The sequence below is a fragment of the Streptomyces sp. NPDC127092 genome (assembly GCF_042722475.1).
Lineage (GTDB): Bacteria > Actinomycetota > Actinomycetes > Streptomycetales > Streptomycetaceae > Streptomyces.
In genome coordinates this window covers 42,011-54,786 of sequence record NZ_JBHXFE010000001.1, presented here as the reverse complement: position 1 = coordinate 54,786, position 12,776 = coordinate 42,011, and the positions used below count along the sequence as shown (strand labels likewise).

Below are 12,776 nucleotides of genomic sequence, written 5' to 3'. Positions count from 1 at the left end.
CGGCTACTCCGCCCGCGGCGGCTGCTCCGCCCGCGGCGGCTGCTCCGCCCGCGGCGGTGCTCCGTCCCGTGACGGCTGCTCGGTCACTTGGCGACTCCTCGCTCACCCGGCGGCCGCTCGGGACTCCGCCGCGGCATCCCCGCTCCTGCGGATGGTGCAGTGCAGCGAGTCCCCGATCACGTCGGCGACGATCGTGTCGCCGGGATCGGCCTCCCCGCCCAGCAGCAGCGAGGCGATCCGGTTGTCCAGCTCGGTCTGGATGGTGCGGCGCAGCGGGCGGGCGCCGAACTCCGGCTGGTAGCCGTGGGCGACGAGGAGCTTCTTGGCCGACTCGGTGACCTCCAGCCGGAGGCCCTGGGCGTGGACCCGGTGCTCGCTGCGGTCGAGGAGGTGCTCGACGATCCGCGTGAGGTCCTGCTCGGTGAGGCTGTGGAAGACGATGATGTCGTCGATGCGGTTGAGGAACTCCGGCAGGAACCGGCCCCGAAGGTCCTCCATCAGCTCGTCCTTCAGCTCCGCCGCGTCGCCCTCGTGGGCGAGGATCCGGTGCGCGCCGATGTTGGACGTCATGATGACCACGCAGTGGCGGAAGTCCACCGTGCGGCCCTGGCCGTCCGTCAGCCGGCCGTCGTCCAGGATCTGCAGCAGCGTGTTGAAGACGTCCGGGTGCGCCTTCTCCACCTCGTCGAACAGCACGACGCTGTACGGTTGCCGGCGCACCTTCTCGGTGAGCTGGCCGGCCTCCTCGTACCCCACGTACCCGGGAGGCGCGCCGACGAGGCGCGCGACGGTGTGCTTCTCCTGGAACTCGCTCATGTCGAAGCGGATCATGCGGTTCTCGTCGCCGAAGAGCAGTTCCGCCAGGGTCTTGGCGAGTTCGGTCTTGCCGACGCCCGTGGGGCCGAGGAAGAGGAAGGAGCCGACGGGGCGGTTCGGGTCGCCCATGCCCGCGCGGTTGCGGCGGACCGCCTCGGAGACCGCGGTGACCGCCTCGTCCTGGCCGACGATCCGGGCGTGCATCTCCTCCTCCAGCCTGAGGAGGCGTTCCTTCTCGCTCGTGGTGAGCTGGGAGACGGGGATGCCGGTGCGACGGGAGACGATGTCGGCGATGTCGGACGCGGTGACCGACACGACGCCCTCCCGGCGCTCCTCGATGCCCGCCAGCTCGCCCTCCGCCTCGGCGATCCGCTGCTTCAGCTCGGCGGCCTTCTCGAACTCCTCGCCGGCGACCGCCTGGTCCTTCTCGCGGCGGAGCCGGGCGAGCGTGTCCTCGAGGCCGACGACCTCGGTGGAGCGGCCCGCGCTGCGCAGCCGGACCCGGGCGCCCGCCTGGTCCATGAGGTCGATCGCCTTGTCGGGCAGGAAGCGGTCGCTGATGTAGCGGTCGGACAGCTCGGCGGCCGCCGCGAGGGCGCCGTCGGCGAAGCGGACCTGGTGGTGGGCCTCGTACGCGTCCCGCAGTCCTTCGAGGATCTGCACGGTCTCCTCGACCGTCGGCTCGGGGATCAGGACGGGCTGGAAGCGGCGTTCGAGCGCGGCGTCCTTCTCGACGTGCTTGCGGTACTCGTCGATGGTGGTCGCGCCGACGACGTGCAGCTCGCCGCGGGCGAGGGCGGGCTTGAGCATGTTGCCGGCGTCCATCGAGCCCTCGCCGGTGGCGCCCGCGCCGACGACGGTGTGCAGCTCGTCGATGAAGAGGATGGTCTCGCCCTCGGCGCGCTGGACGTCCTCGATGACCTTCTTGAGGCGTTCCTCGAACTGGCCGCGGTACTGGGCACCCGCCACCATCCCGGACAGGTCGAGCGAGACGACCCGCTTGTCCTTGAGGGTGTCGGGCACCTCGCCCGCCACGATCCGCTGGGCGAGGCCCTCGACGATGGCGGTCTTGCCGACACCGGGCTCGCCGATGAGCACCGGGTTGTTCTTGGAACGCCGGGACAGGATCTCCACGGTCTGCTCGATCTCCTCGGCCCGGCCGACCACCGGGTCGAGCCGGCCCGCCTTCGCCTCCTCGGTGAGGTCACGGCCGAACTCGTCCAGCGTGGTGGCCGGCTCCCTGGGCGCGGCGGGCGCGCTCTCCGGGCGCGAGGCCTGCTCGGCGAGGCCCCGCAGCTTCTGCACGTCCAGGTCCTCGGCGCGCAGGAAGCGGGTGGCGCCCGAGTCGGGGTCGCGGAGCAGGGCGCCGAGGATGTGCTCGGGGCCGATGTACGAGACGCCCGAGGCCTGGGCGTAGGCGTGGGCGGCGGCGAGGGTGCGCTTGGCCGCCGGGGTGAGCCCGGGCTCGGCGGACGGCTCGCGGGACTCGCGGGGGAGCAGCTGGGCGATCTGCTCGGCCAGCTTGTCCGGGCTCACCCCGGCCTCGTCGAGGATCCGGCGGGAGGGTTCGACCTGCGTGGCCGCCCACAGCAGGTGCTCGGTGTCGAGGTCGGTCGTGCCGTCCTGGACCGCCTTCCGTGCCGCCTGGTTGAGGAGTTCGTGCGAGGACTCCGTCAGGAGGCGCCCGATGGGCACCCGCTGGACGGCCGGGGGCGAGGACGCGGGCGACATACCGAAGAACCGGTTCAGCAGGTCGCTGAACGGATCGGAGGAACCGAAGGGCGAACCGAACGCCATCGACATCTGAAGCTCCTGACGGGGTGGGGTCACCCACCGCGCGCCTGTCCGGGTGGGGGTCACACCCACTCAAACCCGGCCGTTACGGCCCCGCAACGCGGGGTCCAGGACCGGAGTGGGACCGGCGACGGCGGGTCCTGGCGCACCGGCCCGAGGCGGCCGGAAACGCGCATATCAGGCCGTACGTCACCGTCCGTCACGGCCGCGGTCCCCGGCCGTACGGCGACCTGCCCGCGCGGCGGAAGGGTGAACGGCGCGCGCACTTCCCCGGAGCACACGGAGCGCATGGAGCGCATGGAGCACACGACGCACACGGAGCACTCGGGGCACACGGGGCACACGGGGCACACGGAGCACACGGAGTACACGATGCACATGGGGCCCGCGGGAGCTCCGACGCGCCGCCGCCCGGGCGACCCGGCACCGCTCGGAACCCAGCCGTCCCTCAGTCGCCCTCAGTCGCCGACGGAGACGACGACCGCGCTCATCGGGCCGCCGGGCGTCCGGTACGTGACGGTGTCGCCGGCGCGCCGGCCGAGCAGCGCGGAGCCCAGCGGGCTGTCCGAGGTCACCAGGGCCGGGTCGTCCGCGTCCGCCAGTTCGCCGAGGTGCACGGTCGACTCGCCGCCGTCCTCGAAGCGCACGGTGACGGTGCTGCCCACGCCCACCTCGGCGGCCGACGGCGCGGGGGCGGCCGCGCCCTCGTCGAGCCGTGCCTCGATCCCCGCGATCTCCCGGTCGAGCCGGTCGAGGTCGTCGGCGCGCCGCAGTTCGTCGGCGTCGTCGGCCCGGTCGCCGACCGGGTTGTCGTCACGCAGGGTGGCGGCCACCGCCCGGCGTTCGGCCCGCAGTTCGGCGAGCTCCTGCCGGAGTGCCCGGAGGGCGTCGGCACTGATGGGCTCGGGACCGTCGGTCATACCTGCTCCCTGCTCGGTGTCCGGTGGGACGCGCGGCCGGAGGGCCGGCGTCTCCATTACCGCACCGCCCGTCACCCCCGGCAATCCGGTACCGCGGTTGACGGGCCCGCCAGGGTGCCCCGGCCGCCGTCCCGTCAGGCGTCCGCCTCCGCCGGTTCCGGCTGGATGCCGGCCAGCAGGTTGAAGGCGCCGGTCAGCAGGTTGAGGGTGACCACGCCGACCACCTCGGCGATGATCCGGTCGCTCCAGCCGTGCGCCCGCAGCTCCGCCACGTCCTCGTCGGCCAGCGTGCCCGGCTCGGCGAGGACGCGCAGGGCGACCGCGATGAGCGCCGCCTCGCGGGCGTCCGTCGAGGTGCCCTGGCGGGCCAGCTCGATGTCGTCCTCCGTCAGCCCCGCGTCGCGGGCCGCCGCCACATGGGCCTCGCGGCAGGTGCCGCAGCCGATCCACTCCTGCGCGGCGAGCGAGATCTTCTCGCTCAGCGGCCGCGGGATCCTCACCCGCTTCATCGCCCGGGACAGGCTCAGATAGCCCTCCAGGACGGCCGGTGAGTGGGCCATCGTGGACACCATCTCGCCGGCCGAGCCGTGCCGCTCGACGATGTCGGCGAGCAGTTCGCGCGCCTTGCCGGTGGCCTGCTCGGGCCGGAGCGCGGTCAGTCGTCGCACCTTGCCTCCTGTTCGTACGTACGGTGTCTGCGGTCCGCGTGGGCTGCACTGCATACCCTACGGGGGTATAACGCGAGAGTCGGTACGGGAGTTCCCGGCGGGCCGTTCTACGATCGAGGGGTGATCAAAGGCGTCATGTTCGACTTCTCCGGCACCCTGCTGCGCGTCGAGTCCATCGCCCACTGGCTGGACGCCGTCCTGGCCCGTGCCGAGGTCCGGCTCTCCGGCGACGAGTTCGCCCGCACCGTGGAACGGCTCACCCACTACGGCGCCCTGCCCGGCGGCCCGGCACCGGTGCGGGTGCCCGGGCGGCTGGAGAAGCTGTGGCGGGAGCGGGACCTCGACGCCGAGCGGCACCGCGCCGCGTACACCGCCCTCATGCACGAGGCCGGCGTGACCGACCCGGCCCTGGCCGACGCCCTCTACGAACGCCACAAGCGCCCCGAGGCCTGGCAGCCCTACCCCGACACCGCCCGCACCCTCGGCGAACTGAGCCGCGGCGGCGTCTCCGTGGCCGTGGTCAGCAACATCGGGTGGGACCTGCGCCCGGTCTTCCGCGCGCACGGCCTCGACGCCTGGGTCGACGTCTACGCCCTCTCCTTCGAGGTCGGCGTCCAGAAGCCCGACCCCGCCATCTTCCGCTTCGCGTGCGAACGGCTGGGCCTCACCCCGGCCGAGACCCTGATGGTCGGCGACGACCGCCGCGCCGACGGAGGCGCCGAGGCGCTCGGCGCCCGGGTGCACTACGTCGACCACCTGCCCGTCGACCGCCGCCCGCACGGACTCCTCCCGGTCTTCGGTCTGCTCGGCGGCACGGCCTAGGGCCTGTCCGCCGGACAGGCCCTAGGGGCGCCTCGCCGATCACGCCGGGCTCGCGACCCGGCACCCCTACCGGCGCCTCGCCCCCCCGCCGCTCAGACCCAGTTGACCTTCGCCTGCGCGAGGAGCGGATCGTCCACCAGCTCCCACAGCGGCACGGCCACGTTCCCGATCCGGTAGCGGCCGCCGAAGTGGAGACCCAGGACCCGGTGGTCCGTCAGGTCGAAGACCGGGGAGCCGCTGTTGCCGCCGAGGGTGGAGCAGTCGTGGCGCATCACCAGGCCGCCGGGCGTGAACTCGGTGGCCGTCCCCGGCTGCAGCCGCTTCACGTTGTAGATGTCCATGAAGATCCGCCGCATCGACTCCGGCTCGTTGCGGCGCCCGTCCCAAGCCGGATAGCCGATGACGTACACCGGCCGGCCGGGCAGGCTCGCCGGGGCGTCGGCGGCGACCGCCAGCGGCGACGGCAGCGGCTCGCCGTCCGGCGGGGCGATCCGCAGCAGGGCCATGTCCACGTCCGGATGGATCCCGATCACCTCGGTGACCTCGTACGGCAGCGGGCCGGCGGCCGGCACCGGACCGGGCGCCTGGTGCGCCGGCAGCTCCTCGCCGGGATCGACCCGGGCGGTCATGCCCTGCTGGAAGGTCCAGCCCGCGCCCTCGGCGCGGCTGAACTCGGCCGCCACGTGCCGGTTGGTCATCACCGCCTCGGGGCCCACCACGAAGCCCGTGCCGATCCACTCCAGGCTGTGGTGCCCGGTGACCTCCACCCGCCCCACCCGGGCGATGGACTCGCGGATCGCGGCCCGGCTCGCGTCGAGCACCGACCAGTCGCCCTCCTGCGAGGCGAAGTCCTGCCCCTGCACCAGGATGGCGGGACGGCCCTCCAGGAGGACGATCGCCTCCACCCCGAAGTACTCGTCCTCGTCGATCTCCTCCGCGCGGCCCTCGGCCAGCTTCTCCAGGCCGGTCACCCCGGCCTCCAGGACCCGGGCCCGTTCCTCCTGGGCGAAGCGGCCGATCTCGGCGGCCGGGGCGGCACCGGGCGGCAGCTCTTCGGCGGACTCCTGGATCTCCAGCTCCTGTTCGAGCCGGCCGCGCACCCGCGCGGCCACCTCGCCCAGGTCGCCGAAGACCTGCTCGGGGCCGGTCGCGACCGGCGACCCGCTGTGCGAGCCGCTGCGTGATCCGTAGCTCATCTCCCGTCACCTCCGCCTGGCACCTGGGCCTGTCGCCTGTCGCCTGCCGTCTTTCGCCGGTCGGGTCCGCCCATCGTCCTCCGCCCGTCACAGCTCGGGTTCCCGCGGCAGCGCCGCCTGCGCCGCCATGATCTCCTCGTACAACTCGGGCCGGTTCTCCCGTAGATGGGCGAGGATGCAGCTCAACTGGGTGCCGACGTTGACCACCGCCGTCGTCCGTCCCTGGTAGTCGAGGTCGCTGACCCGGCGCGCCCCGCGGTGCAGCGCGACGACCGTCCAGCGGTCGGTGAAGACGGGCGAGCCGGAGGAACCGCCCTGCGTGTCGGTGAAGTAGGCGAGGTTCTTGTCATCCGCCTGGTACACCAGGTTGTTGCGCAGCGCGACCCGCTTCGGCATGCCCTTGGGATGCTGGATGATGTTGACCGCCTGCGGAGCGTTCCCCCGGGCCTCGCAGGGCGCGGTCGCCACCCGCAGCACCATCCGCTCCGGCTGGGCGGTCGTCAGACGCAGGATGGCGTAGTCGAGCTGCTCGTCCCAGGCGACCAGCTCCGAGGCCGTGGCCTCCTCGGTCTCGGCCTGGTCGGCGCCGTAGTCGAAGCGCGAGCGGGAGTTGCGCACCTGGAGCTGGAGGTCCTCCTCCGCGACCCGCTTGCGCCCGCCGCCGATGCCGTTACGGGCGTTCACCACATGGTGGTTGGTGACGAGCAGTCCGGGTGCGATCAGCCAGCCGGTGCCGACGTGCGGGTACGCGGGGTGGAGCTGCTGCCCCGACTCGTACGGAGGCACGGTGACGCGGGCGACGGCCGCGCCGGCCACGAAGCCCTCGTACAGGAACTCGAAGGGCACCATGTCGTCCCGGACGACGATCTCCTCCTTGAACTCCGGCAGCAGCAGCTCGTCCGGCAGCTCGGGCTCGCCCGCCGCGTCCCGCACCACGTGGTCGAGCGCCCGCTGGAAGACGGCGACCGCGCCGAGGTCGGCGGCCAGGCCGATGGCGTTGCGCAGCCACAGCTCCAGCGGCACCTCGCCCTCCATCAGCCGCTCGACCCGGTTCATCGTCCGCAGGTCGGACTGGAGCTGCCGGAACGGGGTCGGCTGGGGCAGCAGCGCCATCCAGAAGTGGTCCTTGATCCCCGTGAACAGCCGGCGGCGCAGCGCCCGGTCGGCGAGACCCGCCTCCATGGCCGCGTTCTCCACGCCGAGCAGCTCGTCGGAGCTGAGGTACGGCTCCTCCCGCCACGCCGCCTCGGCCTGGTCCGGCGGCGGGGTGAGCCCCACCAGGTCCGTGCCGCCCGGCACCGGCCCGTACCCCGGGCCGCTGCCGCGGTCGCGCAGCACCGAGCCGGCCTCGACGGCGGCGGCGACGCCGACCAGGAGATCGCCGCTGCGGTCGTCGAGCGTCAGTGCCCGCCAGGCGAGGCTGTCCAGGGTGCCGTGGCGCCGCGCCTCCCGCAGCGCCTCCTCGACCCGGTCGGGCGGCATCGGCGGGGTGAAGACGCCCGACGCGGCGGCGGCCGCGGACCCGGACGCGGGCAGGTGGGCGGGCGCGTGCCCGGACGCGGCGGGCGTGCCGGGCGCGGGGGCCGGCCCGCCGCCGATGCCAGGGTCACCCGCCGGAGCGCGGGCCGTCGAGGTGCCGGTCGTCGGGGCCCCGGGCGCCGGAGCACCGGCCGCCGGAGCGCCGGCGGCGGCCGACTCCAGGATGCGGGCCAGCGGTTCGCGCAGCTGCGGCTCGTCGGCCATCGCCGTGTCGAACCAGCGGGCGAGGGCCGAGACCACCGCCTCGTCGTCCTCCGGCAGTCCCACCAGGCGCAGCGCGCGGGCCAGGGCCGGCGGGTCGACCCGGCAGGCCGAGACCGCCGCCGCGCGGGCCAGCGCCGGCTGCCGGGCCAGGTCCTCGTCGGGCAGCCCGCGCAGCCGCCGGGCGAGCCGTGCGTCGGTCTCCTCCGAGTTCACGTTCGCCGCGGCGGCCAGCCGGGACCTGGCCACGAGTACACCGATCGACTCGTAGGGCAGCCCGAGCCCCGCCGCCACGTCCTCGGCCTCCTGGAGGTCCCGGTCGGCGTCGGCGAAGTCACCCGCGTCCTGCGCGAGCCGCGCGGACAGCTGGAGCAGCTCCAGACGGGTCTCCGCACAGCCCGCCTCCTCCGCCCGGTCCACCGCCCGCTCGGCCGTCTCCCGCGCGTCCTCCGCCCGCCCCGAGCGCGCCAGGGTCTCCACGAGCAGGGCGTGCAGCCTGCTGCACGGCGTCCACGGCCGGCGCTCGGCGAGCCGCTGAGCGGCCGCCTCCACGTAGCCCTGGGTGAGCAGGTCCTCGACCTCGCGGGCGGTGATCCGCTCCCAGTCCTCCTGGTCGGCCTCGGCCATGATGTGGTCCGGCACGTGCCCGCCGATCCGGCCGAGCAGGAAGGCGGCCGAACGCGGCGCCATGTCCCGCTCGGCGCCCGCCAGGTGCTGCTCCACGCCCGGCAGCCAGCGGGCCTCGACCGTCCGGGGGTTCTCGCCGAGGCGCAGCCGGTGGTAAATCTCCTCGGCCCGGTCACGGACGGTGTCGCGGGCCGCGTACCAGTCGACCGCGCGGGTGTCGACCGCGCGCATCAGGTCGGTCCGCGCGCCGTCGGAGAGCCGCAGCATGATCGAGCGCAGGTCGGGCCGGTGCCTGATCGTCCGCGGCCCCGCCGACTCCATCAGGTCGAGCCGTGAGGTCAGCAGCCCGAACAGCCGCCCCGCCTCCGCGACGGACGGCTCCGCCAGCCCGGCGGGCTCCGCGAGCACCTCGCGCACCAGCTCCGGCGTGATGACCCGCAGCGCGAGACCCGCCTGGGCGAGGGCCCGCACGGCCGGGTCGGCGATGTGGTTGAGCAGCCGGTCGTACAGCGTGCCCTGGATCAGCATCTGGTCCACGCTGCTGTGCAGCCGCCGCCGCGACGTCACGCCGTGCAGCAGCTCGCCGAGCGACTCGGCGTCCTCGCCGAGCGAGACCGCGGTACGGGCCGCCAGCCTGAGGCTCAGCGGGTGGCCGCCCACCTGCGCGTACAGATCGTGCGCCACCGTCTCGTTCTTGACGCCGGACGAGATCAGGAGGTCGACCGAGGCCTGCTCGTCGAGTTCCGTGAGCTCCATGGTGCGGGGGGTGAGGACCCGGGCCGGGTGGTCGATGGGCGCCCGGCCCGCCGCGACCCACCGCAGCCGCGGATAGGCGGAGCGCAGCGCCGTCCACACCGCCCACATGCGGGAGATGAGCGGCGAACCGCGGTACTGGGCCTCCTCGAACGAGTCGACCGCGATGACCAGCGGCGGCTCCATCGTGCCCGGCGGGGTGGCGACCGCCTTCGCGACCAGGTTCGCCAGTTCGCGGGCGAGGTCCTGTTCGCGGGCGCTGGCGCGGGAGTGGAAGCCGGCCGAGTAGTCGCGGCCGTAGGTGGCGCGGGTCGCGGAGAGCCGCGACAGCTCGTCCAGCTCGTTGCGCTCGCCGCGCTGGACGCTGGCGGTCTCTCCGCAGCGGTCGGCGAGCGAGTCGAAGGCCTCCCGGTGGTCCGGGTACTGGATGCCCAGCTGCCGGGCCGCCTCGGCGACGAGGGTGGAGGGTTCGTGGATGGACAGCGTCGGGCGCTCGAAGTCGATGTAGGCGAAGGGGAACCCCTCGGGCGCGGCCTCGCGCAGGCTGTCCAGGAGGAAGCGGGCGAGCAGGGTGCTCTTGCCGATGCCGCCGATGCCGTACAGCAGCACGGGCGGCTCGGCCGGCTCGGTCGGCAGTGCGATGTAGCCGCGCAGTGCGTCGAGTTCGCGCGTACGGCCGTGGAAGGTGTCGCGGACGAGCAGCCGCAGCGGCTGCAGCAGCCGGGCCCGCTCCAGGCGGCGCTGCAGGTCCTCGACGGACGGCAGGAGTCCGGCCGTACCCGGCACCTGCTCCAGCCAGAGCACCGCCTGGAGGACGTCGGACAGCTTCTCCACGTCCGCGTCGGCGAGCAGGGCTTCCGTCGCGGCGTCGGCCGGGGCGGACGACAGGTGACCCGACGCGGTGCCGGGCCACGTGCCGGCCGGGGTCCCGCCCGGCCGTCCCGGAGCATCCGCGTTCGCCAGCAGGGCCAGTGCGGCGCGTGCCACGCCCGCGTCCGCCGGCAGCGCGTCGGCGTTGGCGGCGAGCACCGTCAGGGCGGCCCGGGGTCCCGCGAGGCCGCGCAGGGTCTCGGCCCGGACCTCCGGGGCCAGCACCCAGCACACCGAGCGCTGCGGGGTGGCGAGGGCCGTGCAGTCGTCCACGAGCTGCAGGGCCAGGCCGCTCGCCTCGCGTTCGCCGGGCAGCCGCAGCTCTGCCGGGTCGAAGGCGTCCAGGAGACAGGCGGCCTCACGGTAGGCGCGACGCAGCTCGGGCACGGCGGACACCACGGGCGCCACGGGGGAGCCCAATGCGGTGCGGAGCCGGGCGGTGAAGTCCTCTCCGGGCCCCAGGCGGAGATGGATCCGTACCGCCTCCTCGACCGCCGTGCACACCCGCCGCATGTAACTCTCGGCCGGGTCCGCCGAGTCGACCGCCCGCAGCACCTCCGTGACGGTCCTCTCCACGAGCCCGGGCGGGAGGTCGGCGTCCGGGGCGCCGGAGCTCTCGCGGAAGAACCGGACGAAGAAGTCCCGCAGTTCGTCCGGACCGGCCGGGACCGCCGTGTCGTGGCACTCGTTCAGCCTGATGTCGTACGGGAGCTGGTGCAGCGTCGTGGAGTAGCCGAGCAGCACCAGGCGGGGCACGGTCTCCTTCCGCACCGGCGTGTGCTCGTAGATCGCGAGCGCGAGCTTGCCGATGCAGTCCCAGACGTCGGAGTTCGGATCGAGCGCGTCGCACTCGTCGAGCACCAGCCAGAACCGGTCCTCGGCGGCCGTCGCCCGGCTCACGATCCGGTGCACCGCGTCGTCGATCGAGGGCAGTGGATCGTTCAACCGTGTCGGATTCAACGGGAATCCGTCCGCCTCCGGCCCCGCCACGAACTCCCAGAGCCGCGCCACCAGCCGCTCCGCCGTCGACGTCCGCGTCAGCGTCACCCGCACCGGACGGAACTCGTTGTGCTGCCCCAGATGGCGGATCAGCCGGTACGTGTACGAGCGGCCGCTGTCCGGCTCCCCGTCCACCACCAGGACCGTCTGCTCCGGGTCCGCCACGAACCTGCGCAGCGTGCCGCGCAGCTCAGCGCGGCCGATGAACACCTCGCTGCCGTTCCGCAGGACCACCGCCTCGAACGGGTCGCGCGCAGAGTGCCGGACCTCCTCGTCCTCGCGCAGCCGGCCGCGCAGCGCCCGTACCGCCATGCCGCGGCCGACGGAGTCGATGGCGTCGAGCCGGTCGAGGACGTCGAGCCGGGCCAGCGCGTCGAGCAGTCTGCGCTGGTCCGCGATGTCCCGGCGTGCCGCTGCCACCACCACCCGGGCGTTGGCCTCCCGGTCAGGGGTGAGCGGCAGACCGGCCACGAACTCCGCGGTCAGAGGGGTCCGGAGCAGCGCGGCCCGCGGATCGGGATCGTCGAGGAGATGGTCCCGCACCCAGCTGGTGACGAGACCCCACTCCGTCTCGGTGAGCGGCATGACGCACCTGCCCGGTGTCCCCGCGCCGATGGGGACACCTGCTCGCTGCTGTCATCGTCCCGCCGGGCGCAGGCGCCCGCAATCGCTGCGGGCGCCGCCCGGGCGGCCGGACCGCTCTCAGTCCGTCATCGCGATGTCCTCGTACGACTCGAGGCGCCGCCAGCGTTCCTCCGGTGCCCGCATCGGCGGCATCAGGTCCACGTCCGGCAGTGGCCCGAGCTCCAGCTCGGTGATCTCGGCGACGTCCGACACCGGCACCTGGTACGTGCGGAAGGGCCCGAGCGGCGGCGGCGCGCCCGCCTTCGCCCCGGCGAACGCGCGGTCCGCGTCCCGGCTGAGGTCCGGGCTCTGGTCGAGCACGTACGCCGTCGCCGCCAGCGCCCCGTCCTGCATGAACGCGGCCACCTTCCAGAAGCGCAACGGCACCTGGATGCCCCGGTACGGCGGATCGGAGTCCTGGAGCACCGGCCCGGTGAGCACCACCAGCTTGCGGTCGTACTGCGCCGCGTGGTCGAGGAGGTAGTTCTCGATGCCCTGCCACAGCTGTTTGCCCTGGTTGAACACGTCCGCCTGCGGGGCGGCGTTGGTGAAGTGGAAGGTGTCCGTGTTCGCCCGGCCGGCCACCGCCGCCGCGCCCCACACCGGGTCGAGGCGCCGCACCAGATGACCGCGGTCCAGGCTGTTGTTCCGGTAGACGTCATCGCCCGCCTGCTGCTCCCGCGGCAGCCGCGGATCGTACAGCCACTTGTCGTCGCGCGGCACGTCGTCGAGCAGCTCGGCGCCCTCGATGCAGACGGCCGTCGAGGCGGCGAGCCGCCGGTCGGGCCGGAAGACGACGGTGAAATGGGTGTACGGCAGGATCACGGTCTCCACGGCGGTGCGGGCCGGCAGGGCCAGCGGCACGGTCGGGCCGAGGAAGTTCTCGTCGTAACCGGTGGGCTCGTCCGGCGGCCGGCCGTGCCGGGTGTCGCTTGGGTTCATACGAT

General features: G+C 73.8%; 7 protein-coding genes. 1 reads left to right on the top strand and 6 read right to left on the bottom strand.

Annotated features, from left to right (window positions below; genetic code table 11):
• Positions 1 to 102 precede the first annotated feature (102 nt).
• The 3 genes from ACFWJO_RS00225 to ACFWJO_RS00215 all read right to left on the bottom strand — a co-directional run bounded on the left by ACFWJO_RS00225 (position 103) and on the right by ACFWJO_RS00215 (position 4,198).
• Positions 103 to 2,619, bottom strand: coding sequence for an ATP-dependent Clp protease ATP-binding subunit (locus ACFWJO_RS00225; RefSeq protein ID WP_386862576.1), 2,517 nt, complete (start codon positions 2,617 to 2,619; stop codon positions 103 to 105).
• Between the two features lie 449 nt (positions 2,620 to 3,068).
• Complete coding sequence (locus ACFWJO_RS00220; RefSeq protein ID WP_386862575.1) at positions 3,069 to 3,530, bottom strand: GreA/GreB family elongation factor; 462 nt, start codon at positions 3,528 to 3,530, stop codon at positions 3,069 to 3,071.
• Positions 3,531 to 3,664: 134 nt separating this feature from the next.
• Positions 3,665 to 4,198 (bottom strand): carboxymuconolactone decarboxylase family protein, encoded by a 534-nt coding sequence (locus tag ACFWJO_RS00215; RefSeq protein WP_386862574.1) that lies wholly within the window; start codon positions 4,196 to 4,198, stop codon positions 3,665 to 3,667.
• Positions 4,199 to 4,333: 135 nt separating this feature from the next.
• On the opposite strand from ACFWJO_RS00215, the gene ACFWJO_RS00210 reads away from it, so the two are divergent.
• The gene (locus ACFWJO_RS00210) at positions 4,334 to 5,020 is read left to right on the top strand and encodes an HAD family hydrolase (protein WP_386862834.1); all 687 of its coding nucleotides are present in this window, start codon (positions 4,334 to 4,336) and stop codon (positions 5,018 to 5,020) included.
• Positions 5,021 to 5,112: 92 nt separating this feature from the next.
• Here the strand turns inward: ACFWJO_RS00210 and ACFWJO_RS00205 are convergent, their stop codons facing one another.
• The 3 genes from ACFWJO_RS00205 to ACFWJO_RS00195 all read right to left on the bottom strand — a co-directional run bounded on the left by ACFWJO_RS00205 (position 5,113) and on the right by ACFWJO_RS00195 (position 12,771).
• Positions 5,113 to 6,216, bottom strand: coding sequence for a trypsin-like serine peptidase (locus ACFWJO_RS00205; RefSeq protein WP_386862573.1), 1,104 nt, complete (start codon positions 6,214 to 6,216; stop codon positions 5,113 to 5,115).
• A gap of 87 nt (positions 6,217 to 6,303) precedes the next feature.
• Positions 6,304 to 11,790 carry a trypsin-like peptidase domain-containing protein gene (locus ACFWJO_RS00200; protein WP_386862572.1) on the bottom strand — a complete coding sequence of 1,829 codons (5,487 nt, stop codon included), beginning with the start codon at positions 11,788 to 11,790 and terminating at the stop codon, positions 6,304 to 6,306.
• A gap of 117 nt (positions 11,791 to 11,907) precedes the next feature.
• Complete coding sequence (locus ACFWJO_RS00195; RefSeq protein ID WP_384411055.1) at positions 11,908 to 12,771, bottom strand: DNA/RNA non-specific endonuclease; 864 nt, start codon at positions 12,769 to 12,771, stop codon at positions 11,908 to 11,910.
• Between the last annotated feature and the right edge of the window lie 5 nt (positions 12,772 to 12,776).